Genomic DNA, 25,061 nt, shown 5'->3' on the forward strand with positions numbered 1-25,061 from the left:
AAGATGCATACATTCATTTTAAGGATTTATATATGTGGTATCCAGTTGCAGGAACAACGGTACCATATCTCAGGAATTGCGGTACCCGTTTACTGGAACAGTGGTGCAATTCTGGCAGGAATCTTCAGTCATTTCATATTATCTTGTTCTTTCGTCCCCTTTGCACCAAATCTCCGGGCCTTTTCGGCGCTCGGCCGGCGCGGACTTGGTGCACAAATCCCCGCAAAACCTTGTTCTTTCGTTCCCTTTGCACCAAGTCTCCGGACCTTTTCGGCGCTCGGCCGGCGCGGACTTGGTGCACAGACCCCCGCAAGGCCTTGTTCTTTCGTCCCCTTTGCACCAAGTCTCCGGACCTTTTCGGCGCTCGGCCGGCACGGACTTGGTGCACAAATCCCCGCAAAACCTTGTTCTTTCGTTCCCTTTGCACCAAGTCTCCGGACCTTTTCGGCGCTCGGCCGGCGCGGACTTGGTGCACAGACCCCCGCAAGGCCTTGTTCTTTCGTCCCCTTTGCACCAAGTCTCTGGGACTTTTCAGCGCTCGGCCGGCACGGACTTGGTGCACGAACCCCCGCAAAACCTTGTTCTTTCGTCCCCTTTGCACCAAATCTCCGGGCCTTTTCAGCGATCGGCCGGCGCGGACTTGGTGCACAGACCCCCGCAAGACCCTGTTCTTTCGTCCTCTTTGCACCAAGTCTCCGGACCTTTTCGGCGCTCGGCCGGCAATGGGGCGCCAACTCGTCCGGCTGCCGACTACCGGCCGGCACTCGGTGGAAAGTTTCCGGCCGGCGCCTTGAAAGCAGAAAAGGAGAATGGCCGCGGCCATTCTCCTTTTCCTCTTTCCCTCAATCGAAAGCTTCCGGCGGGACGCCGGAAGCTCACGAACTGTTATTCTTATGCAGTATATCGATCCAGTCGATATCTATATCGTAGTTCTGCTAGCTTTATGTACTGTGATGCCCCAGAAAATATACTCGATAAATTGAATCGATAAAATCCCCAATGGAATCATCATCACCTGCCAATAGTTACCTGCAGCGACCGCTACCCCAGAATCGCTTATAGTGTAGAGAGATTTGTCCATCCCTATGCCGTGAAAAACGATCCAAGCCAGAATCGCCGCCGACCATACTACCTCTAATACCAAGTTTTCTCGATCCGTCCGCCGCCATTTCTTCACAGCCATTTGAAATACCTCAAACAGCACTCCGAACCACGCAAACAGAATCGGTGTTTCCAGTACATCTACGAATCGTCTCCCCGTATCTCCGAACTCAAATGGCGGCGTACCATTGAACATGCTCATTTCACCATATTTTGATTCTATGAAATACAGTACGGATAACAACACAGCGAAAAGCGCTATACACAATATTTTGTACGTTCTCAATCATCTCCTTGTAAGTGATAAGCTCACGAATCCTTTTCTAATTTTCCTCAATAAACTGAAGCAGGCCTTCGGCTCCCTTTACGATGCCTCCCCGGTCTTCCGGTGCGCATCCCAGATGGGTGAACACTTCACCGATGAACACATCGTTTTTCTGCAGGCAATCAAATACCCGATCGATGATACCCCGGCACATTTCCTGTTCCTGCATCGGACCGAACGGATTGGCAAAATACGTGGTGGAAATGCCGGTCTCCTGTGTCGTCCCTTTGGCCATTCTTTTACCCTCGATGAAGATACTCTTCGCCTCTTCCAGGTCCTCCACCTTCCGCAGACCGATTCCGTCCCCGTAGTTGTTGGCGTAGGCGAACAGATCCACCGGATGGCTTTCCGTAATTACCGCATACGGAGCTGCCGGCGTGATAACCCGGGCGTTGGCTTTATCCGGGTTGAAGAAAACGGAACGGTTCATATCCCGGTACGGCGTTGCCGGATCCAGGTCGTCCAGCCGCACGAAGGCCCCGATTTCCGAACCCTGCGCGTACACCTGTCCGTCATGAATGTGGAAAGTACCCATGTCATCGAAGACCACCTCGATGTTGGCGATTTTGTCGTCGCCCAGAGATTTCAGCGCTTCAATGGTTTCCGATTTGCCGGCACCGGAATCCCCCATCAAGCAGATTCCCTTCTTTTTGCCGTTCTTCAGCGTGATGTTGACGAAGGCGCCGTGAATCGGCAGCCAGCCCCGCTGCATCATCGCCACGTTGTGAAGGGTCAGCACGCTCTTCTTCATGTAGCCGAAATACGTGATTTTTTCGCTGTAGGAAACGCTGCCCACCCACAGGGCGTTGTCCTCGTCATAATAGAATCCGCACTGATCCTTTCCGTCCTGATTGCCGAAAATCAGGATGCAGTCCGGTTTCTTGGAAGCTTCCTTTTTGGTTGCCAGCTCAAACAGGTTGGCGCAAGCCACGCCGCTGGCCATGAAGTCCCGGTGGAAGTAAATGAAAATCGTCAGGTCGCCCACTTTTGCCGGGAAGCAGAAGAATTCCTCCCGATTACCCGCAAAATTCTCCATCGGATTGGTATCCAGCTTCTCGTACGGCCACTCCCGCTTGTTGGACTTGGTGTACAGAATCATCGGCGTCCGGAGCATGACGGAATCGATGAACATCATTTTACGAAGGGCATCGTAGGTGGAGTCGAACATAAAAGCATCATTTCGATACAATGCCAGGCTGGCGTTGGTGCCCGCCGGCTGCTGACGATACACTTTGTTCGCTCTTCCCATCAAAGTCTGTTCCAGGCGACGGAACGTGGACAGCAGCAGCTGGTTGTGCTGGGAATCGCTGGCAACGAACACCGTGGACTCCACATCTCTCCGGCGATCTGTGGTGATGGAGTACCGGGCATGGCTCTTCCAGAAATCGTAAATACCTTCCACGAAGGCCAGTGCCGTCTCCCGATCTTCAATATACGGCATATCCACCTCATCCGCATCGAAAACAATCAGTTCCCGGGCGAACTTGCACAGCGCCTGCACCGCATTCTTTTCCGACATGTCCCGAACCGCCCAGTCGTACAATCTGTGATCCCGCTCCCGCAGGTATTCCAGATAATGGGCCACGAAAGCCTTGAATTCCTTGGACTTCAGCAAATCCGAACGCGACTCCGGATAAGCCAAATCAAAGTTCAGAATTACCATGTTATCGGTCAGATAAATTTTCTCTTTCATTTCCTCTCCTATCGCTAAAACCCGCTCAGCATTTCGCACAACGAAATGTAGCTATGATACAAAACTACCTCAATTGTACCACACCGAGCGGGTTTATGATAGGCTTTTTTATGACCTTATCCAAATTTATTATTTGTTTTTATCATCTATAACAATTTTCTATGCATCGGTCAACCTTTTTTAATACCCTAAAAACAGGTTCGCCGCGTAATCATTTTTTACTCCCTATTCTCCAAGTTCTTCTGCATTTGGAAATTGCTTTCCGCCGCCTGCTTGGTCTGTTCGCTGGATTCTTCCCGCAGGCACGGGTCATCCAGCTTCTCCTCCGCCTTTGGCTGGTACGGCTTAATCGGGGTTTTATCCCCAATGCCCAGCGCCTCTCCGGCCACGCCCAGAGATGCCACGGAATCCATGATATCCGTCGGCATGTAGATCTTAGTGGCCTGGCCGTCGGAAATCTCCTTCAATGCCTCAATTCCTTTTAGCTTCAATACGTTTCCGTTCGGGCTGGCCTCATTCAGCATCTTGAGACCTTCCGCCTCTGCCTGGTACACCAGCTCGATGGATTTTGCCCGGCCTTCCGCCAGAGCAATCTGCGCTTCCTTCTCCGCTTCCGCTGCCAGAATCTTCGCCTTCTTGTCACCTTCCGCACGGGATACCACGGATTCCTGGTGCGCCTGAGCTTCCAGCACCGTCTGTCTTCTTTCCCGCTCTGCTCTCATCTGAGTGGTCATGACGTCTTCGATTTCCTTCGGCGGAGTGATGTTCTTCAGCTCCACGCGGGTAACCTTCAAACCCCACGCATCCGTCGCTTCATCCAGAATGGTCTGAAGTCTTCCGTTGATTTCATCTCTGGAAGTCAGGGTCTGGTCCAGCTCCATGTCACCGATGATGTTTCTCAAGGAGGTTGCAGACAGGTTCTGCAGACCGAAAATCGGATCCTCTACGCCGTAGGTGTACAGCTTCGGATCGAATACCTTGGCGAAAACCACGGAATCGATGCGCATGGTAACGTTATCCTTTGTGATTACCGGCTGCGGCGGAAAATCCAGCACCTGCTCCTTTAAGCTGATTTTCTTTACAATCCGGTCCAGAATCGGAATCTTTACGTGAATTCCGGCCTCCCAAGATGCCTGGTATTTACCCAGACGCTCGATGACATACACGGCCTGCTGCGGAACGATTCGCACGTTCGGCAGTACCAGCACTAAAATAATCACAACTAAAGCAATAATCATCATTTTTTCCTCCCTATATCAACATGAGAAATGCTTCCAATGAATCTCCCTGAATAATCAAAAAAGGCCCATAACGACAGCGCATCTGTCGCCATGAGTCTTGCAATTTAAAACAAGCCGGGTCCTTTCTCTGGAAAGCCGAGGTGACGACTTGCTGCGCCGAAGCGCCTGCTACTCCCTCACGGAGTTGGTTCGATTCATTTGTGGCGCAATAGTACCACACTCCACATCCGGTGTCAACTATTGTTTTGTGAATTATTTTTTGCCGATTAGCAGGGTAAAATATCCGGCATTTTCCGGGATTTCTTCCATTTTTTCATACACCCTTTCCCCCGGCATCCCGCAGTTTTCCACGCCCTGTACGGACAGGCCCGCCGCGGCAGATTCTTTTTTTACCCGTGACAGATGTTTTCCGGATTTCATGAGCACGTAAGTGCCCGGTGCCTCCAGATTCACCGACTCCTCGTTCCAGGCGGGAATCACCCGAAGCGTCTCCCGATCCTCCGTCAGCGGCACGTTCAGTCGCGCGGCGGCGGCACAGAAGGAAGGAATCCCGTTCACAAGCTCCGTCCGGTGCCCCATGTCCTGCAGCAGCGTCTGAAGGTAGGTGAAAGTGCTGTAAATCGTGGAATCTCCCAAAGTCAGGAACACCACGTTCCGCCCCCGGTCCAGATGGGCCGCGATGGTCTCCGCCGCTTTTTGGCGGGCATCGGTCAAGACCTCCGGGTCGCGTGTCATGGGGAGATTCAGCCCCAAAAGTATTTTGTTCGGGAGCTCCGGAACCGCCTGCGCCGCAATTCGATACGCCGCCGACTCTTCCGGCACGGTCCCCGGAAATGCGATGATCTCATTTTCCCGAATGATTCGCACCGCTTTCAACGTCATCAATTCTGGGTCGCCCGGGCCCACGCCCACGCCGTACGCGATTCCTTTTTCCATAAAAACATCCTTTTCTATTGGTTGTAGTATCTCGTTTCTTCCGGATTCATAATCGCCGTGCCGCAGCCTCGGTCGGTGAAAATCTCCAGCAGCAGGCAGTGAGGAATCCGGCCGTCCAAAATGTGCACCCGGTTGACGCCGCCTTCGATGGCTTTGAGGCAGTTCTGCACCTTCGGAATCATGCCGCCGGTGATAATGCCCTCTTCAATCATCTCTTTGGCCTCATCGGTATACAGCTCCGACACAAAAGAATCCTCATCGTTGATGTCCTCGTACACGCCGGAGGTGTCCGTGAGGAACGCCAGCTTGTCCGCTTTGAGGGCTTCCGCAATGGCCTCTGCCGCATAGTCCCCGTTGATGTTGAAGCTCTGACCGTCTTCACCGATTCCAATCGGATAGATGATTGGGAGAAAATCATCATCCAACAGGTCGTAAATGATTTTCGTGTCCACGTGCTTCACGATGCCCACGTATCCGATGTCCTTGCCGTCGGGTTTGGCCTGTTCCGCCGCCATCAGCCGGCCGTCCTTGCCGCTGATGCCCACCGCCCGGACGCCCAAATTCTGTGCCAAAGTCACCAGGTCGCTGTTCACTTTTCCCAAAACCATTTCCGCAATCTCCAAGGTGTCCGCGTCGGTAATTCGCAAACCGTTGTAAAACTTCGGCTCCACGCCGGCCTTCTTCATCCAGCGGCTGATTTCTTTTCCGCCGCCGTGCACTATCACCGGTTTGAAGCCGCAAAGCTTCAGGAGAACCACATCCTCGATCACGTGATTCATCAGCGATTCGTCCAGCATGGCGCTGCCGCCGTATTTTACCACGATGATTTTGCGGTTGAAACGCTGTATATACGGAAGCGCCTCCACCAGCACTTCCGCTTTCTCCAAATATTTGTTCAGATCCATTCCTGCGCCTTTCTATTATGAACGATAAGAACCGTTGATTTCAACATATTTGTAAGTTAAGTCGCAGCCCCAGGCATAGGCTTCTTCTTCGCCGTCGTGAAGGTCGATTTCCACGGTCACCTTCTTTTCCGACATGACTTTCGTGGCAAAATCATCATCGAACGGCACGGAAGCGGATCCCTTGCACACCTCCACCGTTCCTGTTGCGGAGCATACGCTGACATCGATATTGGATGCGTCAAAATCACAATCCGCATATCCGATGGCACAGAGAATTCTTCCCCAGTTGGCATCCGATGCGAATACCGCCGCTTTGAACAGGGAGGAGCAGATGACGCTCTTGGCAACCTTTCTCGCACCGTCCTTGTCCGGCGCTCCGGTCACGTGGGCTTCCAGCAACTTCTCGCAGCCTTCGCCGTCGCCGGCGATTTTCTGGGACAGGTCCACAGCTACGATGTGCAGTGCGTCGCAGAATTTCTTGTAATCGTCTCCCGGCTCAGTAATCTCCTCATTGCCGGCCAAGCCGTTGGCGACGACCACCACGGTGTCGTTGGTGGAAGTATCTCCATCCACGCTGACCTGATTGTAGCTGTCCAAAATTTCATCGGACAGTGCCTTCTGCACCAGTTCTTTGGAAATCTTCACGTCCGTTCCGATAAAACTCAGCATGGTTCCCATGTTCACGTGAATCATTCCGCTTCCCTTGGCGATGCCGCCGATGGTGCAGGTTTTGCCGTTCAGCTCAAAGGTGACGGCGCATTCTTTAATGTAGGTGTCGGTGGTGCGGATGGCATCGGCGGCCTGGGCAGAGCCCTCCGGGCTAAGCTTCTCGGCCAGTTCCGGAATGGTGTTCTCGAACGGTGCGATTTCCAGCGGCACTCCGATTACCCCTGTGGCTGCCGGCAAAACATCCGCTGCTTTGATGCCCAAAGCTTCCGCCACCAGCTCGGTTTCCTTCTGCGCGATTTCCACGCCGTTCGGTGTGCAGGTGTTGGCATTTCCGCTGTTGCAGATAATCGCCTGTGCCACACCGTCCTGCAGGTGGTCCTTCGTCACGGCGATGTGCGCCGCCTTTACTTTATTCTTGGTATACACAGCGGCGGCGTTTCCCGGCACTTCACTGTATAACAGTGCCAAATCGCCTTTCTCCGCATTCTTTCCGATTCCGGCATAGGCCCCTGCAGCCTTAAAACCCTTCGCCGCTGTAACGCCGCCCTCGATAACCTTGATTTCGTTCATTTCCAATCCTCCTTTAATCTCTAAATACCCCTTTAACTAAGCCGCTCCGCGATTAACTGCGTGCGGTTGTGTTTTGTGTTGTAACCCTCCGGGATTCCTTGCCGTCCCTCCGGGATTCCTGCTGTCCCTCCGGGATTCCGTTATGGTCCCTCCGGGATTCCTTGCTGTCCCTCCGGGATTCCGTTATGAGCCCTCCGGGATTCCGTTATGAGCCCTCCGGGATTCCCGGCTCCTAAAAACAAATACCGACCGGTCACACCCGCATGGGCGCTTCCGCACGGTGATAATATGGATTCACAGCAATTTCACGGATAGAAATTGCTGTGAATCCACTTCTTCTAGGTTTTTTAATGGCGTTGGTATGATAATACATGATTGTGTATAAAAATGCAAGTTTTTTCTTGTACATATTCCTGAGCAAGGCCCGGAGTGTGGCCGGCCGGGCGGCCGGCAGCCTCGGGTTCGCGCATGAAAACCGAATTCATTGGCTTTGCGGGAAACCGAGCGCGAACCGTGCCGGCATCCGGGCCGCCTTTTCCATAATTTCCGGCCTCGGGTTCGCGCACGAAAACCGAATTCTTTGGCTTTGCGGGAAACCGAGCGCGAACCGTGCCGGCACCCGGGCCGCCTTTTCCATAATTTCCGGCCTTGGGTTCGCGCACGAAAACCGAATTCTTTGGCTTTGCGGGAAACCGAGCGCGAACCGTGCCGGCACCCGGGCCGCCTTTTCCATAATTTCCGGCCTTGGGTTCGCGCACGAAAACCGAATTCTTTGGCTTTGCGGGCAGCCGAGCGCGAACCGTGCCGGCACCCGGGCCGCCTTTTCCATAATTTCCGGCCTTGGGTTCGCGCACGAAAACCGAATTCTTTGGCTTTGCGGGCAGCCGAGCGCGAACCGTGCCGGCATCCGGGCCGCCTTTTCCATAATTTCCGGCCTCGGGTTCGCGCATGAAAGCCGAATTCATTGGCTTTGCGGACAGCCGAGCGCGAACCGTGCCGGCATCCGGGCCGCCTTTTCCATAATTTCCGGCCTCGGGTTCGCGCACGAAAACCGAATTCATTGGCTTTGCGGACAGCCGAGCGCGAACCGTGCTGGCATCCGGGCCGCCTTTTCCATAATTTCCGGCCTCGGGTTCGCGCACGAAAACCGAATTCTTTGGCTTTGCGGACAGCCGAGCGCGAACCGTGCCGGCATCCGGGTCGCCTTTTCCATAATTTCCGGCCTCGGGTTCGCGCACGAAAACCGAATTCTTTGGCTTTGCGGGAAACCGAGCGCGAACCGTGCCGGCACCCGGGCCGCCTTTTCCATAATTTCCGGCCTTGGGTTCGCGCACGAAAACCGAATTCTTTGGCTTTGCGGGCAGCCGAGCGCGAACCGTGCCGGCACCCGGGCCGCCTTTTCCATAATTTCCGGCCTCGGGTTCGCGCACGAAAACCGAAAAAACATTCTCCAATCCCAAAATGTGATATAATTGCATCGGCAGAACTCAAACGGTTCAGGGACCATAATTCAAAAACCATAATTCAGGAGCCATAAGAGATTCAGGAGGATATATATACATGGCAGACGGCAGATGGAGCATGACGGAAAAAGAATTGAACAACACGGCCACCGGCTTCCGGGGACGAGATCACGAGAAGCTTCCGAATTACAAGAAGCACCGGAAGGTGGATAACCGCGATGGGAATGCGCCGAAAGTCTGCGCATTCTGCGGATCCGAGAATTTGGAAGAGGGATTTGGCGGCTACGCACCGGGGTTTCAGTACAATGGCGCGTTCTGCAACGATTGCGGCGGCTCCACGGATTTTGTTTTTCAGGATGATGAGCACCGCTTCTTCAAATAAGATATGATAATTCAAGTGTTGAAGGATAATCAAAAGCAAACGGAAAACCGCAGAGGATGCCCGGAAATCCGGACGGCCTCTGCGGCTTTTTCGTTATTTGTTATCTTTCTTCCTATTCGTTGCGGCTTCCGTCGTAGAGGATGGTATCGCTGGTAACGCGCTTCGCGTCCTCTTCCTTCGGCGCAACACTTGGTGCTGCATGGGAAACCTCTTCCGATTTCACGATTTCCGGCTTTGCCGCTTCCGGCTCATCCTCCTGGATGTTGGCGGTTTCGTCCGGAACGACGCGGTGCATCGGAGTTTCCTTGCGGATCTGAACTTCCGGCTTCTCCACCTTCTCCACCGGCTTTTTGTCCTTGCGGCGAATTGCCACGTCGATATCCGACGGCGCAAAAATATAAGTGGTGCGGTTAATTTTCAGAGAGCGACCGTCAATAGCGCGAGTCGCACCGGTGAGGAAGTCCACGATGCGACGGGAGAATTCCTCCTCCAGCTTCTCGGTGTTGATGATTACCACCAGACCGTGACGGATGCATTCCACCAGCGCATTACATTCTTCCATGCGCATCGGCTCCACCACGATAACCCGTCCTCTGCCGGCTTCCGAAGAACCGCTGGTTCGAACCAGCTCATCCAGCGTATTCGGAATCGGACGATCCTCGTCCTCCATTGCAAAACCCTTCTTGATTGAATCCAAAAAACCCATTTTTTTATCTCCTAACTCGTCATAATAGTTTGCATTTTCTTTGCCCTAAGTATACCATAACCCGTTCGCCGGTACTACATAATCCGAACAGGATTACTAATTTTCCTTTACTCTTCACCTTTCGATGACACTCTCACCACGCGAATGCAAAGGCCCTTGTACAGGTTGATCAGCGACAGGCTCAGCAGCACCGCCGCCAAAATATCCGTGAACCAGTTCATCCCCGCAAGAACGCGCACCACCAGGCTCAGGCCAATCAACACCAACCCGGCCGTCTCCAGTTTTGCCAGGAGCTCCTTGTACTCCCGGAACAGCCGGTGCCATTCCATCATCGCCGTGCCGAACACCACGAGACAAAACACCGTCGTCATAGATGGAAAGGAATTGGACGGATGGGTCTCCCCGCGGAAGAACGCCGGCCCGCAGTTCACCGTGAACACATTAAAGAAAAAAGCAAACGGAATCATCAGCGCGTACACCGGAAACAAGCACGCGATCCCCCGCAGCGACCGCAAGGTTCTTTTTTTGATGAGCACGCCCACCGCCAATAAAATAAAGGACGCCGCCACCACCAGCGCCACCCAGCCCAGCAGCTGCGTAAACGCATAGATCCACGGATGGGACCGGGTGATAAAATGCACCGCCCCGTTCAGGTGGGACAGCCCCACGTTCGTCCCGTCGGCCCCGATGGCCCGCACATCCAACCTCAGAAGCAGCAGAAGCAAAAAGAATGCTCCCATATAAATTCCCGCATTTCGGTACGCCTGTTGTTTCCGATTCATCGTCTCTCCTTACTTCATGTACCACATTGTCAAAAGCGGCATGCTTACGATGCACACCACCGTCGTCATGGCGTTAATCGCCGCCGCATATCGCTCGTCCCGGTCGTTAATCTGCGCCAGCTGTGTAATCAGCGTTGCCGAAGGCGCCATGATGGCGAACAGGGTCACCAATAAAATCATCTCTCCGTCTTCCGCCAGCGTCCGAATCGGCGTGCATTTGAATATCACCGCCGCGCCCAACGGCAGAATCACCATTTTCAGAGCCACCACCAGGTGCACCCGGACGTTTTGGAAAATGTTTTTCCAGTCTACATTATATAAAAGCATTCCGATTACAATCATACTGATCGGTCCCAAAGCGGCCGAGAATCCTCCCAGGGTGTCCAGCGCCATCTTTGGCAGATGAATTTGCCCGAAAAACATGATGATACCCACCACCACGGTGATGAGGTTGATGTTCAGAAAAACTTTCTTCCAGTTCATGTCCCGGCTGCCCTTCATCATGGACGTACAGTGGGTCCAGATAAAAATACCCTGTACGCAGGAATAGGCGCTGGCGTAAATCATGTAGTGATCCCCCAGAACGCCGGCCACCAGCGGAAGAATCAGATTCGCGCTGTTCGGGTACATAATCGATGCTTTTTCCGTGGCATCCAAGTGGCAAATCCCGCTGATACCGTAAGTCACCGCCATGAGAATCAGCTGCGCGGCGACGGCCGCCCCCATGGCCAGCATGAATCCGTCCCGCAGTTCCGGCGTGTACTCCGCCTGATAGGATTTTAGAATGGCGCAGGGAAGCAGCACGTAAATGCACAGCAGAGACAGCACCTTGCTGTCCTCCCCTTTCAGGATTCCCAGTTTTACCATCATAAAGCCGGCCGCCATATAGATAAAGAAAATCGTCAATTGTTTCAGTAATAATGTTGTAACCATTTTGCCCTTTGTAATCTCCTTTTATTCCTTAATACCCAGTTTGACTTTTATTGTACCACTTATGGACCGGGAGATTAACCCTTAATTCGTATTGTCGGAAAATCTATGCAGAAAAATTGACTCAAAATACTTTTTTGCCCGAATTTCACAGTATAGGCACTTGAAACCATATTGATTTTAGGGTATTATTGATAAAGCTATTGAGATGGTTCACTTCGGAACCTCCAAAATATTAAGATTACTAAGGAGAATTGATATGAACAAGGCAGAACTGATTGCACAGATGGCAGCTAAGGCTGGACTTTCCAAGGCAGATGCTGAGAAGGCGCTGAACGCATTTACTGAAACCGTTAGTGAAACTCTTGCTTCCAAGGAAAAGGTTTCCCTGGTTGGATTCGGAACTTTCGAAGCAAAGAACAGAGCCGCTAGAGAAGGCAGAAACCCTCAGACCGGAGAGACTGTTCAGATTCCGGCTTCTGTAGCTCCTACTTTCAAGGCAGGAAAGGCTCTGAAGGACAAGGTAAACGCTTAGTTTTGGATAGGCAATAAACTTACAGTTTATAAAGAGGAGAACTTGAAAACGAGTTTTCCTCTTTTTGCTTTTTTGTAAGTTTAATTGTAAACTTATATCAAAATGGGAGAAGGGATATTCGGTCCCGGATGCGGACTTGTTATCAAAGCTTGCAGATGAATTAGATGTTTCCGTAAGCGAGCTTCTTGGCAAAGACGAGATTCCGGCAGAGGAAACAGATTCACTGTCCAATCAACTCGCACGAATTAATGAACAACTGAGCATAAGGAACAGACGAGCAAAGCGTGTCTGGAAAGCTGCAATTGTGCTTGCTATAGTATTTTTCCTGGTAATTCCGGCCGTAACTATATTAGGCAATATGATGTGGAGCTCAAACCTGGATGGCGCGGATACGGGTTATGCCGGACGGTTGGAATATACCTGCACCCTTGATGGCGAAGAGTATTCGTATGACATTGAATATGACGACCACTATCACGTAACCGCCGGTGGAGGAGATTCTTTTGTGGCAGATCATACCGATGTAGAAAACTATGATGATGCACGTAAAGCGGCGGCTGCAATTGAGGATTATTTTAGAAATCACGGAGGGACTGCAGAACAAACCGAAGCAAAGGGGTTGGAATTAGATTAATCTGCAGATAAAAATAGAATCGATTAGTAAAACATCTCCGCGGAGGTGCTTTTTTAAGTGGTCGACGGAGTTTTTAACGCCGCCACTTTTCGCCTTCCGGGCGGCCGGCGGCCTCATTGATAACGCAAATACTTTTATACCTTATGATGATGCCATCAATCATCTAGGTTCGGACAGTCCATACGGCGGTTATGTTGTCAGCTGGAGCAGCCCCGGTGTTAACGGGGATCCATTGTTCATAAATATTGGAGCAGACTACCCGGATACTTCCCGGCTAACCGTTGTCATTTGGGGCGAAAACAGAGATGACACCACAGAGGATATCGTTGATTCATTGCTTGGTAAAGAAGTGGTCGCATTCGGCTCTCCCTATGAATACAATGGTGCTGCTCAAATTGAAATTATGGATCCATCTGAATTGCTTACATACGAAGAATTTCAGGAATTACGCGCAAATCAATAAAAGCAAATCAAACAAAATAATTCTTCGCTTGAATGCAAGTCCGGGGTCGAAGCGCGTATCTCTAACTATATTATCTAGAGTTCGTTCGTGCAATCTCGTATGCCTAGAATTTCAAAGGCAGTTCACGCTTTTTGACAGAAAACACCGATTCAGCGTGAACTCAATTCGCCGCTTTTGCAAAATTCTAATTTTGAAACGACGGATTACCACCGGCGGTTCACGCCAAAACGAGGATTTCCTCCAATGAGCGTGAACTGTTCTCAAAAGTGCGACTTGCACACAGGAAATTCCACGGCGAAACCGTGTATAACAAAAAAAGACTTCACGCTAATCAGCTAAAATTATAGAATTAGCGTGAAGTCGCTCTGAAACTCTAGGCATATTTAATTATATCTACTTGGAAAAATCTAATTGCCAAATGAACACCTGTGGTTTTGTTTCGAGGAGCAAAATCTTCACATTCCCGCCGCCGCTTTTCGTCTTCTCAAACAGCCCCGCTCCGCCCAGCGGTCCACAGAAACAGAAAACGAGTGGCCCGCGCCGCATCCGGTCTCCCGGATGCGGCGCAGCCACTCGTTTCTCAATTCTTCATTTCCAACGCCGCAAGTCGAACCGCAATAAATCGGCGATTGTGTCCCTTTAGGCCCGATTCATTGCCTCGATGTAATCCTTTGTATCCGTGAAGATTTCCTGCTTCCACGGATTCTTCTTCTGTTCCTTCGCTCTCTTTAGGATGTAAGCGAAGACGAACACGTTCACTGCAATTGCCAGAACGGCGATAAAGCCCTGTGCCATCGGATTTGCGGTGGTCGGCATGGTGCTGCCCATGGCCGCGGAAATACCGCCCTTACCGTATACCGAGGTGACGGTGGTGAAACGGCTGGCATCCTGGAACAGCGGGAATACCTGTGCGAACATGCACCAAAGCGCCAGGGTGTTGGCCCGGTTCTGAATCCAGCCGCCCTTGTTCCACAGCGCCGCCGCAAAAGTCGGTGCCAGCAGAAGGGCCAGGCCGCAGTACCAGGAGTGGGTCGGCAGGTTCAGGTAGGTGTACTCGAAGTTCCATACGTCGTAGGCCAGGACATAGACCCAGATCATATCCGGCCACAGCATGTCCTGCTTGTTCTTCGAGGAGTAAATTCCCCACCAGCCGGTCATGCAGAAAATATTGAACAGACCCGCAATTCCGTTCAGCACATTCCACCAGCCACCGTACAGCCACACGCCCTCGGAGGAAAGCCACCAGCCGCCGGCCAGGGAGCCGGCACGGATGGCAGACTCAAAGTCCGACGCCACCGCAATCAGAATGTTGATAGCCACGATGACGAAAGGAAACGCCTTAAACGCCTGGGATTTTCCCAGTTTGCCCCAATGGAATTTGAGGATCATGAAACCGATACAGCCCGCCGTTGCTGCGTACAGCTTCGCATAATGGAACCAGCTGTTCATGTGCACGTAGGTGTCGTTGTTCAGCGCCCACTCCGCACCGTTGGCCGCGCCAATGTAGATTGCAATAAAATAAATTGTCAGCGCCGCCGGGAGTGCGATGAAGCACGCGATTCCGCCCGCCTTAGAGCGCCGTGCCACCTCGTTCATCACAACCAGACCTGCAAACACCATCAGCCAACCCAGCAGCTGCCAGCCGGCCGTCTCTCCATATAGCTGAAAAAACATATCCGTTCCTCCTATTCTACTTCGATTTCCTTAATGTTAAATTCATTGCCCTGAATCAGGAAGGTATTCCCTCCTCCGCAGTAGGGACAGGTTTTTCCGTGGGCCACCGTCCCGTAGGTCTTTCCGCAATCCTCACAGAATGTCACCGCCGGAATCGTCTCCACCTCCAGCTCGCAATCCGTGAAGAGTGGTCTTTTGGCCACCGCCCACTTCCAGCAGCTGTGAAGGTAGGACTCAATCACCGTGGACACCTCCCCCAATTCCAGGGCCACTTTGTTCACCCGGGTCACATCGTTCTCCTCTGCCACCCGTTCTACGTAATCCATGATATGAAAGGTTACGCCCAATTCATGCATGTGATTTCTCCTTTATTCCTTTTTCGGCTTCTTCTTGAACTTCACCTTTACGGACTGTTTAACCATGTTCGGAAGGATGTACTTCAATTTCTCCTCGGAAGTGCGCATCACCGACGCGCCTGGGAGCGCCCGATTCAAGTGGATGGCATCGAACACACACCGGGTGGTGCACACGCCGCAGCCGATGCACTTGTTCGGATCTACCACCGATGCACCGCAGGACAGGCACCGAGAAGTCTCCGCATGAACCTGTTCCTCCGTGAAACTGTGGGAAAGATCCCGGAACGTTTCCGCCTGCATCGCCGCATCTCCTTTTGGCGGAATCTGACGCCGAGATTCATCGTAGGCCTCCACCTTGATGTTCTCCTTATCCAGCTCAACGAAATCCCGCCGGTTTCGTCCGATGGTGAGGGTGCAGTGCTCGTGCACGTACCGGTGAAGGGAAATGGCGCCCTCCCGTCCCGCGGCAATCGCATCGATGGCGAATCGCGGTCCGGTGTAGATGTCGCCGCCCACAAAAATATCCGGTTCGCCGGTCTGATAGGTCAGCTTGTTGGCCATGGCGCTTCCGTTCGGGCGGAGTTTTACGTTCGTATTGTCTAGGATATCGCCCCAGTCGGCCGTCTGTCCCACGGAGAAAATCACGTGGCGACAGTCCACGGTGACCGTGTCGTCCTCATCGTATTCCGGCGCGAATCGGCCCTCATCGTTGAACACGCGAACGCATTTTTTAAATACCACGCCGCATACACGGCCTTCTTCTTCCAGAATTTCCTTCATGCCCCAGCCCGGATTCAATTGAATACCTTCTCCCAGCGCTTCGGAAATCTCTTCCTCGCTGGCCGGCATCTCCTCTCGCTGCTCCAGACAGAACAGTGACACTTGATGATCCGTGCATCGACTGCTGATTCTGGCCACGTCGATGGCCACATTGCCGCCGCCCACGACGACCACGTCGCCCTCGAAATCAAAATCCTCTCGAGCGCCGGCTTCTTTCAGGAAATCCACCGCCGTGGAAGCCCCTGCGGCATCCTGTCCCGAAACTCCCGGCATCCGGCCTTTCTGGCAGCCGATGGCCACGTAGAACCCTTTGTAGCCCTCTGCCCGCAGCTGATCCAAGGTGATATCCTTGCCGATTTCCACACCGCATCGAATCTCCACGCCCAGCTCCCGGATTACGTCAATTTCCGCTGCCAGGAGATTCTTCTCCAGCTTATAGGATGGAATTCCGTACCGCAGCATTCCGCCCGGCTCCGCATTTTTCTCGAAAACGGTTGGTTTATAACCGGACAGCGCCAGGTAATAGGCACAGCTCAGTCCCGCCGGACCGGCACCGATGATGCCGATTTTTTCGTCGAAACCGCCGCGCAGGGACGGCACCACCGGTTTCGGGATGTAGCGAGTTTCGGCGTTCAGATCCCGCTCCGCCACGAATCTTTTGACCTCGTCGATGGCCACCGCTTCGTCAATAGTTCCTCGAGTGCAGGCATCCTCGCATCGCCGGTTGCACACGTGACCGCACACCGCCGGCAGCGGATTGTCCTTCTTGATTAACGCGAGGGCTTCGTCGTAGCGGCCCTCCTTTGCCAGCTGCAAGTAGCCCTGAACGGCAATGTGAGCCGGACAGGCGGTTTTGCAAGGAGCCGTACCGGTATCGTAGCAGTTGATTCGATTCACGTCCCGGTAGTTATGCGTCCACATATGCTCGCCCCACGGCATATCGCTCGGAAGGGGTTTTCTCGGGTAGGTGATTTCACAGCCGTCCTTGTCGCACAGCTTCTGCCCCAGCTTCACCGCACCTGCCGGGCAACTTTCCACGCACTTGCCGCAAGCCACGCATTTGGTTTTGTCCACCTTTGCGATGTAGGCGGAACGGGACATGTTCGGCGTATTGAAGAGCTGAGACGTGCGCAGCGCATAGCACACGTTCACGTTGCAGTTGCAGATGGCAAAAATCTTATTTTTGCCGTCGATATTGGTGATCTGATGGACGAACCCGTTCTCTTCGGCCTGTCTCAAAATGTCCAGCGCCTGTTCCTTGGTGATGTATTCGCCGCCCTTCTGGGTCTCCACCACGTAGTCCGCCATGTCCCCCACGGCGATGCACCAACCTTCCGGGTCGTCGGCACAGCCCTCGTCGTACTTCATCCGGGAACGCCGGCAGGAACACGGACTGGCTGCGTACTTGCCCTCGTATTTATCCAGCCAGTAGGAGATGTGTTCCAGGTCTACCGACTCGTTCTCCATCTCGATGGCCTTCTCCACCGGGATGACGTGCATTCCGATTCCCGCACCGCCTTCCGGGACAAAAGGAGTGATTTTCTCCAGAGGCAGCCGGGACATCCGTTCGAAGAAGATGCCGACTTCCGGAGATTCCTCCAGCAACTCCGCGTTCATATTGAAGAACTCCGCACAGCCGGGAACGTACATCGGCAGAACGTATTGTTTTACCCGGGCCGCGTTCTCATAGTTGTACTCCAGAAGTCCTTTGCGGGCCATCCCCTCCAGCATCGCTTCGCACTTCGACGGCTCCAGTTTGCTGAGTTTGATGATTTCCGGCAGGGTTTTCGGCTGACGAACCCCCAGCTTGAGGGCCAGCTCCGCTTCCTCGTCGGAGAGCACGGCGGCCAGACCCCAGTACTCCGGATCCTCCCGGGTGATTTTCTTGAGACCCAGCTTCTGAGGCACCCGGTCTGTAATCAGCTTTCCCAGCTTGGCGATGGGTTCGCGGAAGGGTTCCTCCGGATTCGGGGTATATTCGGGATATTCGTAGTCCGGATACAGCTCTTTATCCAATTCTTTGCTCATGATTCGCACCTCCCTGTATTACACTTCGTTCCAGTCCCGAACTCTGGCTTCCAGCCAATCCGTCCAGGCCGCCATTCCCTCGCCGGTTTTGGCGCTCACCGGGAAAATCTTCGCGTCCGGATTTCTCATGTGGATGTATTCCTCCACCCGCTCCATATCGAAATCGAAATACGGCAGCACGTCGATTTTGTTGATGAGCACCGCATCGCACACCCGGAACATCAGGGGATATTTCAGAGGCTTGTCGTGTCCTTCCGGCACGGAGAGGATCATCACGTTGGCGGAGGCGCCGGTGTCGAACTCCGCCGGGCACACCAGGTTTCCCACGTTCTCCAGAATCGCCAGATCCAGGTCGCGAACGTCCAGCGCTTCCAGTCCCTGCCGGGTCATCTCCGCATCCAGGTGGCACATGCCGCCGGTGTGCAGCTGGATGGCCTTCACTCCGGTTTCCGCAATGGTCCGGGCATCCACATCGGAATCGATATCCGCCTCCATCACCCCGATTCGCAGCCGGTCCTTCAGACCGTCGATGGTGCGTCCCAGCACCGTGGTTTTACCCGAGCCCGGAGAGGACATCAGATTCATCAGGAAGACTTTGTCGGACTTCAGCTCCCGCCGCAGCGCATCCGCCTGCCGGTCGTTGTCGGCGAAAACGCTTTCCTTGATTTCAATAATTCGAACCTCACTCATTTGCTTCAATTCCTTTCATTAAGATTCTCACCATTTCCTGCTTCCCCTGTTCGTAGGTCATCCCATTGTCATACAGCACGCTGCTCTGCATGAAGCGCTCAACGGTACCCCTTACCATGGACATGAACACCGGAACTGACACCTCTTTGAACTCCCCGCACCGGATGCCGTCCCGAAGGTATTTCTCCGCAATCTGCCATCCCATGTTCACCGCGGCCATGAGATATTTGTACTGCTTCGGATACTTGTCGGACAGCTCGTAGATTCGGTTCAGACCGATGTTGTAATACTTCGCCGGAAGGGCCAGCAGAATTCGTTCGAATTTCTGCTTGTTGTTCAGGCTTCGGTCCGCCTCGATGTCCTCCTGCATGCGGCGAAAATCCGCTGAATACCGGTCGGCAATCCCCTCCAGCACATCTTTCTTGCTGTCAAAAATAGTGTAGATTGTCTTCTTGCTGATTCCGAGTTGTCTGGCGATGTCGTTCATCGTGAATTTCAAGCCCATCAACGTAAATTCTTCGATAGCCACATCCACAATCCGTTCCTTAAGTTCTGCCGTCATGTTTCCTCCTCTATATCTCTCCCACTCCGCAATACTGCAAAATCCGGAAACCTGCAATATTTGACGGAAACCCGGAAACCGTTTTTGGTTTCCCAGTTTCCTCGATTGTATCACCGCGTACCCGCCCGGTCAATAGATTTCGTTATTTTTTTGATTAAATTTTCCCGGAATTCTGCGGCTTTTCCGGCTCGTTTTGTACTATAACCCTTCAATCATGCATTCCATAACCTATGATGTATAGCAATTTCAAGGGTTTCCGCTTGTTTGCAGACATTTTTTAATGTATATTCATATTACAAAATGTAAATATTTTAACACAGTATTCGAGCTATGGAGGAATTAATATGAAAATCTTAGGCGTATCCTTGGGAACCAAAAACGGAAATAACGACACCATGTGCCGCGTGGCTCTGGAAGAAGCTCAGAAGATGGGTGCGGAAATTGAATTTATCCACCTGTTTGACTGGGACATCCAGACTTGCTCCGGCTGCGTTGCATGTTCCAGAGGTCTGGTAACCGGCAAGGGCATGATATGCACCCGCAAGGATGATTTTGCAGCACTGTATGAGAAGATGGTTGAGGCAGACGGTCTCCTGTTCGTAGACCCGATCTACGAATCCGGCGCATCCGGTCTCTTCCACATCATCACCGACCGTATGGGTCCGGGACACGATACCGGTCTGCTCTTCGGCGCAAATATGCAGATGAAAGAAGCCGGCAAAGAAGGTCTTCCGGACAGACTTTTCCAGCAGAAGGCATGCTCTTTCGTAGGCATCGGCGGATCCGACTGGGCCGTTCGTGTTGAGACCGACCACGCAATGCTGGCGATGAGTCCGGGCTGGAAGGTTATCGACAACGACTTCTTCTCCTGGTCCAAGGACGTAATCATGCAGGACGACAAGGTAGAGCGCATGAAGGAAATCGGCCGCAACCTGGTGGAGGCAGCACAGCAGATTATTGAAGACAATGCAAACTGCCACGAATTCCCAATCGCAGAGCTGACCGAAAAGTCCTACTGGAAAGGTAAGGAAGGTGCATGTCCGCACTGCCAGGGCAATGCGTTCTACATCTATCCGGGTACCACAACCGCAGAGTGCGAGCTGTGCGGCCTGCAGGGTACGCTGAAAATCAAGGATGGCGCGTTCAAGCTGGAGTTCGACCCGGCTACCGAATGGCACGCTCACGATACCATCTCCGGCAAAAAAGCCCACGGCGACGATATCTTTGAGAACGAGGGGCGTCTGATGAACCTGTACAAGGATCCGGAGTTCAAGGCTCGTAAAGCACACTACACCGCAGTATGCGAACCGACTCCATCCCCATCCAAGAACAACTAAGTAAATACCTACCTATAACACACATACCTTTCGAGAAAGGATGCTGCTTCGGCAGCATCCTTTCTCTTCGTTCTATTTCGTTCTATTCTAAAAACAATTTCGGGTTTTTCTTGTCTAACAGGGTGTCCGAGGTATAGAATACAAGAATTATAATTATATATACGCTCGAAAAAGGAAGTGTTTTAAATGAAAAAAGAAAGCCGAAATCAGGCTCAACTGAAAGAAAACGAAACCATCGCCATGCGGGTGTCCGCCCGCAGCATGGCACTGAATATCGTTCTGACCACATTCAAACTGGTTGCGGGAATCGTCGCCCACTCCGGCGCCATGATTTCCGATGCCATCCATTCCGCGTCGGACGTCATCAGCACCATCATCGTCATGATTGGCGTCAAGATGGCGGGCAAAGCCCCGGACCGGAATCATCCATACGGGCATGACCGCTTCGAATGCGTGGCCTCCATCGTGCTGTCCGTCATGCTGGGACTCACCGGCGCCGCGATTGGCATTGAGGGTCTTCGGAACATCGTGGGCAGCAGCTACCTGCACCTCACCGTTCCCGGCAAACTGGCCCTGGCTGCGGCCGTCATCTCCATCGTCACCAAAGAAGGCATGTTCTGGTACACCCGAATCAACGCCAAGAAAATCCGCTCCTCGGCCCTCATGGCCGATGCCTGGCACCACCGCTCCGACGCCCTGTCCTCGTTGGGAAGTTTTGTGGGTATCCTGGGCGCCCGCTTGGGTTTCCCAATCATGGACCCTCTGGCCAGCGTCATCATCAGCTTCTTTATCCTAAAAGCAGCTTTCGATATCTTCCTGGATGCAATCTCCAAGATGACCGATCACGCCTGCAGCGATCCGGTGGTCAACGCCCTCCGGAAAACCATCCTCGCCGTTCCCGGTGTGGAAGGCATCGATTCCCTCAAAACCCGGGATTTCGGTTCCATGATCTACGTGGATGTGGAAATCCGGGCGGAAGGTTCCCTGACCCTGTATGAAGCCCACGATATCGCTCAGCAGGTACACGACGATATCGAACAGGATTTCCCAAATGTAAAACACTGCATGGTTCACGTGAACCCGGCTTAAAAATTAAATAAGAAGGATAGCAAAAGCGAGCCGCCAATGTGATATGTACCCTCTTTCCTGGACACCCAGGAGGGAGGGTGTTTTATGCGCGCCCGGCGGCCTCCTCTCTTTGCTCCCCGCTCCCCGCTAGGCCTTGTGCCTCCGTTTCGGGGAGCAAACTCTTCACATTCCCGCCGGCCGCGCATCGAAAATGGCCTGAAACTTGGTGCAAAGGAAACGGAAGAACAAGGCTTTGCGGTGGTTCGTGCACCAAGTCCCCGCCGACCGCGCGTCGAAAATGGCCTAAAACTTGGTGCAAAGGAAACGGAAGAACAAGGCTTTGCGGTGGTTCGTGCACCAAGTCCCCGCCGACCGCGCGTCGAAAATGGCCTAAAACTTGGTGCAAAGGAAACGGAAGAACAAGGCTTTGCGGTGGTTCGTGCACCAAGTCTCTGCCATCCGGCGGCTCAAGCCCAGCAGACGCGCAACCTCACCCTCCCGACCGCCCAGCGGCCTCCTCTCCCCACGCATGCGAAAAAAGCACCGGGCAGCGCAATCGCTGCTCGGTGCTTTTCTCTCTTTTCACTTTCAATTATCCCTATTCTGCTACTTCCACCAGCTCAATCTTAAAGTTCAGCTCCTGGCCGGCCAGCTCATGGTTGGCATCGAAGGTGATGGTCGTCTCGTCCTTCGCTGCGATTACTGCCGGGAACGGCTGTCCGAACGCATTCTGCAGGAACACCTTGTCGCCGGTGTTGAACTGCTCGCAGCCCGGCATCTGGCTCTGCTCCACGGTGAAAATCGCCTGTTCCGTTCTCTCGCCGTATGCTTCTTCCGGCGTCAGGTGAACATTCACCACGTCTCCCGGATTCATTTCCACAACCGCTTTATCAAAGCCCGGAATCATCATGCCCACGCCGCACACGAATTCCAGCGGTTCCCCTCTGTCATAGGAGGAATCGAACTTCGTGCCGTCATTCAGGGTTCCGTCGTAATGTGTTTTTACCTTCTTGCCGGCATTCTTTCCCGGGAAAAGAATCTGCAGCTCCTGGCTTCCACAGCCGCCGCAAGAACTTCCGCAACCACCGCCGCAGTGTCCGCAGCCGCCCTCTTCATCGTGGCCGTGCTCGTGATCGTGGTGATCGCAGTTCACGCCCGCAGACTCCAGCTTTCCCGCCAGATAATCTACCACTGCCTGATCCGCATCGCCGGTCACACCAGAGCACACTTCGATTCCGGCCTCTGCCAGCGCCGCCTGCGCACCGCTTCCCATGCCGCCGCAAAGCAGCACGTCAATGTCGTGATTCTTCAGCACGCCTGCCAGCGCCTCGTGTCCGGCACCGTCGGTACCCATCACTTCACCGGCACCCACTTCGCCATCTTCCACCTGATATACCTTGAACGCTTCGGAATGTCCAAAATGCTGGAATACGGTTCCGTTATCCTTATCGTATGTTACTGCAATTTTCATGTACCATTACCTTCCTTTTCCTAAAAATACAATTCATCATATCATCCGCTTTCGTACCGTTTCCGTACTCGTTTCATTATACAGGATTCCGGCCGGCGGCTCAATGACTATCCTGAAACACGACTACACAGTTTCCGAGTCAAAAACGTACAGATTCATTCCATCCGTTATCATTGCACTCTTTCGGTTGCACAGCGCACCCACGACGCCAATTCCGTTCAGGAAATCACCCATCCGGTTGTTCTCAAGAACTTCCAGATTGTTCACTTGGGCTTTGACGGTGTCTTTATTCGCATCCCGCAGAACATCCCCGGCGTCCAGCAGCAGTTCGTCCACCGGACCTTTTTCGATTACCGGAATGCTTCGGATGGCTTTGCCCAGCGTATCGGCGGTTTTGCCGATGCCGCCCACCATTTTATTCCCGACGGAACTTCTTTGATAAGATGCAATCTGCGCGCGGCACTCCCGGAACAGCGCATCATAGTCTTCCGCAATGCGAGTGATTTTGTTGCGGCAGCTGTCGATAGACCCTTCCACAAAATCTTTTCGCAGAACGGTATCTAAGAATGTGCTGTACGCATACAGATAGCAGGCCAGCTGATACTCGGCAAAACTCGTCGTAATGGAACCCACATATTTGCGGACGTCCTTTTGCGAATGAAAGGTCTTTTTCTCCTTTACGGCCGTTTCGATTCTCGTTTTGTAGAATTCAATGTCTTGTCTCGCGTCCCGCTGAATTTCCTGTACCGTGTGATTTTTGATCTTGCAGAAATCCGCATCGTTCCCTTTTCGCTTGAAATCTTCCATGATTTCCGCAAGGGTTTGCAGATTGCCCCGCTGCTTCGCCTGCTTGTCGGTTTCCAGGAACCGGAGCACCTCATCGATGCTGCTCTGGATTCCATCCAGCTTCTTGTTAATTTCCATCAGTGCCACGGCTACCGCCATCATTGTGGGATCTATTGACTTAATGGAAGTTATTATATTTTCCATAGGGACTTCTCCGATTGGCTTGAACCTCATCCGTGAATCAATGCCTTTCTCTCCCATAATATTGCCCACCGTAGCACCACTTTCATTGATAGACAATCTCCCATTGGCACCTTCCGGCCAAATTCCCACAAACAAATTCTCCATCTTTATCTCACTGGTGACCGTTGTGACGGTTGTACGGGCGGCTTCCGACATCTGCGAAAAAGCGGTCCCCAACAACGCAAGATTTGATATCGGAATCTTCTTGGCCTTGTTCAGTGCGCGTTCAGAGATTTCTTCTACAGCAAAACTGTCTGAAAAATCCATTGCGTTTACTACATTGATAATTTTCGAGTCGATATCCCTTGGTGTCTCTGTCTTCTTCGTATCCATGTCCAATTCTTCCCGAATCTGTTCAATCAGGGTGATATCCGCCGGCAGCCAGTCCACGCTGTCCAGCGTCTCCTTGGTCAGCCATTTTGCATCCTCTGCTTCTTTCAGCACCAAGTCTCCAGACAGGATTTCGCACCAGAAACAGTCCATGCTCAGATGGAACGTCGGATAATCGTATTCGATCCGATCAATCAGTTTTCCCACAGAAATCTCGGTATCCAACTCTTCCCGAATTTCCCGTACCAAAGCCTCTTCCGCTGTTTCGCCCGGCTCGATTTTTCCGCCGGGGAATTCCCAGCCATCCTTAAATTCTCCATATCCCCGCTGAGTCGCGAACACCCGCTCGCCGTCCCGGATTACCGCTGCCACAACGGATATTGTTTTTTTATTCATGATTT

23 protein-coding genes are annotated in these 25,061 nt (G+C 52.8%); 6 read left to right on the forward strand and 17 right to left on the reverse strand.

The genetic code is table 11. The features are described 5' to 3' along the window. Positions 1 to 919: 919 nt before the first annotated feature. The 7 genes from FYJ65_RS02005 to FYJ65_RS02035 all read right to left on the reverse strand — a co-directional run bounded on the left by FYJ65_RS02005 (position 920) and on the right by FYJ65_RS02035 (position 8,870). Positions 920 to 1,387, reverse strand: coding sequence for a hypothetical protein (locus tag FYJ65_RS02005; RefSeq protein WP_154553684.1), 468 nt, complete (start codon positions 1,385 to 1,387; stop codon positions 920 to 922). A gap of 37 nt (positions 1,388 to 1,424) precedes the next feature. Beyond that, on the reverse strand, positions 1,425 to 3,119 hold the full coding sequence (locus tag FYJ65_RS02010) for a hypothetical protein (protein WP_154553685.1): 1,695 nt from the start codon (positions 3,117 to 3,119) through the stop codon (positions 1,425 to 1,427). A gap of 218 nt (positions 3,120 to 3,337) precedes the next feature. Beyond that, a complete protein-coding gene (locus tag FYJ65_RS02015; protein ID WP_154553686.1) occupies positions 3,338 to 4,360 on the reverse strand; it encodes an SPFH domain-containing protein in 1,023 nt (340 codons plus the stop codon). A 252-nt stretch (positions 4,361 to 4,612) separates the two neighbouring features. Beyond that, positions 4,613 to 5,296 (reverse strand): precorrin-2 C(20)-methyltransferase, encoded by a 684-nt coding sequence (cobI, locus tag FYJ65_RS02020; RefSeq protein ID WP_154553687.1) that lies wholly within the window; start codon positions 5,294 to 5,296, stop codon positions 4,613 to 4,615. Between the two features lie 14 nt (positions 5,297 to 5,310). Then, on the reverse strand, positions 5,311 to 6,201 hold the full coding sequence (gene argB, locus FYJ65_RS02025) for an acetylglutamate kinase (RefSeq protein WP_154553688.1): 891 nt from the start codon (positions 6,199 to 6,201) through the stop codon (positions 5,311 to 5,313). Positions 6,202 to 6,216: 15 nt separating this feature from the next. Beyond that, complete coding sequence (argJ, locus tag FYJ65_RS02030) at positions 6,217 to 7,440, reverse strand: bifunctional glutamate N-acetyltransferase/amino-acid acetyltransferase ArgJ (RefSeq protein ID WP_154553689.1); 1,224 nt, start codon at positions 7,438 to 7,440, stop codon at positions 6,217 to 6,219. Between the two features lie 347 nt (positions 7,441 to 7,787). Continuing rightward, complete coding sequence (locus FYJ65_RS02035) at positions 7,788 to 8,870, reverse strand: hypothetical protein (protein WP_206157271.1); 1,083 nt, start codon at positions 8,868 to 8,870, stop codon at positions 7,788 to 7,790. A gap of 130 nt (positions 8,871 to 9,000) precedes the next feature. On the opposite strand from FYJ65_RS02035, the gene FYJ65_RS02040 reads away from it, so the two are divergent. Beyond that, on the forward strand, positions 9,001 to 9,285 hold the full coding sequence (locus tag FYJ65_RS02040; RefSeq protein WP_154553691.1) for a hypothetical protein: 285 nt from the start codon (positions 9,001 to 9,003) through the stop codon (positions 9,283 to 9,285). Between the two features lie 112 nt (positions 9,286 to 9,397). Here FYJ65_RS02040 and sepF read toward each other — a convergent pair whose 3' ends face one another. The 3 genes from sepF to FYJ65_RS02055 form a co-directional block, all read right to left on the reverse strand. After that, positions 9,398 to 9,991, reverse strand: a complete 594-nt coding sequence (sepF, locus tag FYJ65_RS02045; RefSeq protein WP_154553692.1) for a cell division protein SepF — start codon at positions 9,989 to 9,991, stop codon at positions 9,398 to 9,400. Positions 9,992 to 10,098: 107 nt separating this feature from the next. Continuing rightward, positions 10,099 to 10,773: a phosphatase PAP2 family protein gene (locus FYJ65_RS02050; protein WP_154553693.1), complete on the reverse strand. Its 675-nt coding sequence runs from the start codon at positions 10,771 to 10,773 to the stop codon at positions 10,099 to 10,101. Positions 10,774 to 10,782: 9 nt separating this feature from the next. Then, a complete protein-coding gene (locus FYJ65_RS02055; protein ID WP_154553694.1) occupies positions 10,783 to 11,706 on the reverse strand; it encodes an AEC family transporter in 924 nt (307 codons plus the stop codon). Between the two features lie 256 nt (positions 11,707 to 11,962). Between FYJ65_RS02055 and FYJ65_RS02060 the strand changes: the two genes are divergently transcribed. From FYJ65_RS02060 to FYJ65_RS02070, 3 genes are all read left to right on the forward strand, one after another. After that, the gene (locus FYJ65_RS02060; protein ID WP_154553695.1) at positions 11,963 to 12,238 is read left to right on the forward strand and encodes an HU family DNA-binding protein; all 276 of its coding nucleotides are present in this window, start codon (positions 11,963 to 11,965) and stop codon (positions 12,236 to 12,238) included. 64 nt (positions 12,239 to 12,302) lie between these two features. Continuing rightward, the gene (locus tag FYJ65_RS02065; RefSeq protein ID WP_154553696.1) at positions 12,303 to 12,872 is read left to right on the forward strand and encodes a helix-turn-helix domain-containing protein; all 570 of its coding nucleotides are present in this window, start codon (positions 12,303 to 12,305) and stop codon (positions 12,870 to 12,872) included. A gap of 232 nt (positions 12,873 to 13,104) precedes the next feature. Next, positions 13,105 to 13,335 (forward strand): hypothetical protein, encoded by a 231-nt coding sequence (locus FYJ65_RS02070; protein WP_154553697.1) that lies wholly within the window; start codon positions 13,105 to 13,107, stop codon positions 13,333 to 13,335. Between the two features lie 639 nt (positions 13,336 to 13,974). Here the strand turns inward: FYJ65_RS02070 and FYJ65_RS02075 are convergent. Genes FYJ65_RS02075 through FYJ65_RS02095 form a run of 5 tightly spaced genes read right to left on the reverse strand, consistent with a single transcriptional unit; the run spans position 13,975 to position 19,425 of the window. After that, positions 13,975 to 15,009, reverse strand: a complete 1,035-nt coding sequence (locus FYJ65_RS02075; protein WP_154553698.1) for a DUF5692 family protein — start codon at positions 15,007 to 15,009, stop codon at positions 13,975 to 13,977. An 11-nt stretch (positions 15,010 to 15,020) separates the two neighbouring features. Further along, positions 15,021 to 15,365: a hydrogenase maturation nickel metallochaperone HypA gene (locus FYJ65_RS02080; protein ID WP_154553699.1), complete on the reverse strand. Its 345-nt coding sequence runs from the start codon at positions 15,363 to 15,365 to the stop codon at positions 15,021 to 15,023. 12 nt (positions 15,366 to 15,377) lie between these two features. Then, positions 15,378 to 18,173, reverse strand: a complete 2,796-nt coding sequence (locus FYJ65_RS02085) for an FAD-dependent oxidoreductase (RefSeq protein ID WP_154553700.1) — start codon at positions 18,171 to 18,173, stop codon at positions 15,378 to 15,380. 18 nt (positions 18,174 to 18,191) lie between these two features. Further along, the gene (gene hypB, locus FYJ65_RS02090) at positions 18,192 to 18,863 is read right to left on the reverse strand and encodes a hydrogenase nickel incorporation protein HypB (protein ID WP_154553701.1); all 672 of its coding nucleotides are present in this window, start codon (positions 18,861 to 18,863) and stop codon (positions 18,192 to 18,194) included. Further along, positions 18,856 to 19,425 (reverse strand): TetR/AcrR family transcriptional regulator, encoded by a 570-nt coding sequence (locus tag FYJ65_RS02095; protein ID WP_154553702.1) that lies wholly within the window; start codon positions 19,423 to 19,425, stop codon positions 18,856 to 18,858. Before FYJ65_RS02095 ends, hypB begins: the two co-directional genes overlap by 8 nt. A 344-nt stretch (positions 19,426 to 19,769) precedes the next feature. Here FYJ65_RS02095 and FYJ65_RS02100 point away from each other — a divergent pair, with 344 nt between their 5' ends. Continuing rightward, the gene (locus tag FYJ65_RS02100) at positions 19,770 to 20,762 is read left to right on the forward strand and encodes a flavodoxin family protein (protein ID WP_154553703.1); all 993 of its coding nucleotides are present in this window, start codon (positions 19,770 to 19,772) and stop codon (positions 20,760 to 20,762) included. Positions 20,763 to 20,948: 186 nt separating this feature from the next. Next, positions 20,949 to 21,851, forward strand: a complete 903-nt coding sequence (locus FYJ65_RS02105; protein WP_154553704.1) for a cation diffusion facilitator family transporter — start codon at positions 20,949 to 20,951, stop codon at positions 21,849 to 21,851. A 577-nt stretch (positions 21,852 to 22,428) separates the two neighbouring features. On the opposite strand, the gene FYJ65_RS02110 is transcribed toward FYJ65_RS02105, so the two are convergent. Together FYJ65_RS02110 and FYJ65_RS09830 are read right to left on the reverse strand one after the other, a co-directional pair. Beyond that, entirely contained in the window at positions 22,429 to 23,301 is an 873-nt protein-coding gene (locus FYJ65_RS02110; RefSeq protein ID WP_154553705.1) for an FKBP-type peptidyl-prolyl cis-trans isomerase, read from the reverse strand. Between the two features lie 123 nt (positions 23,302 to 23,424). Then, positions 23,425 to 25,056 (reverse strand): (deoxy)nucleoside triphosphate pyrophosphohydrolase, encoded by a 1,632-nt coding sequence (locus FYJ65_RS09830; protein ID WP_154553706.1) that lies wholly within the window; start codon positions 25,054 to 25,056, stop codon positions 23,425 to 23,427. Positions 25,057 to 25,061 lie beyond the last annotated feature (5 nt).

It is taken from the genome of Mogibacterium kristiansenii (assembly GCF_009695905.1).
GTDB lineage: Bacteria > Bacillota > Clostridia > Peptostreptococcales > Anaerovoracaceae > Mogibacterium_A > Mogibacterium_A kristiansenii.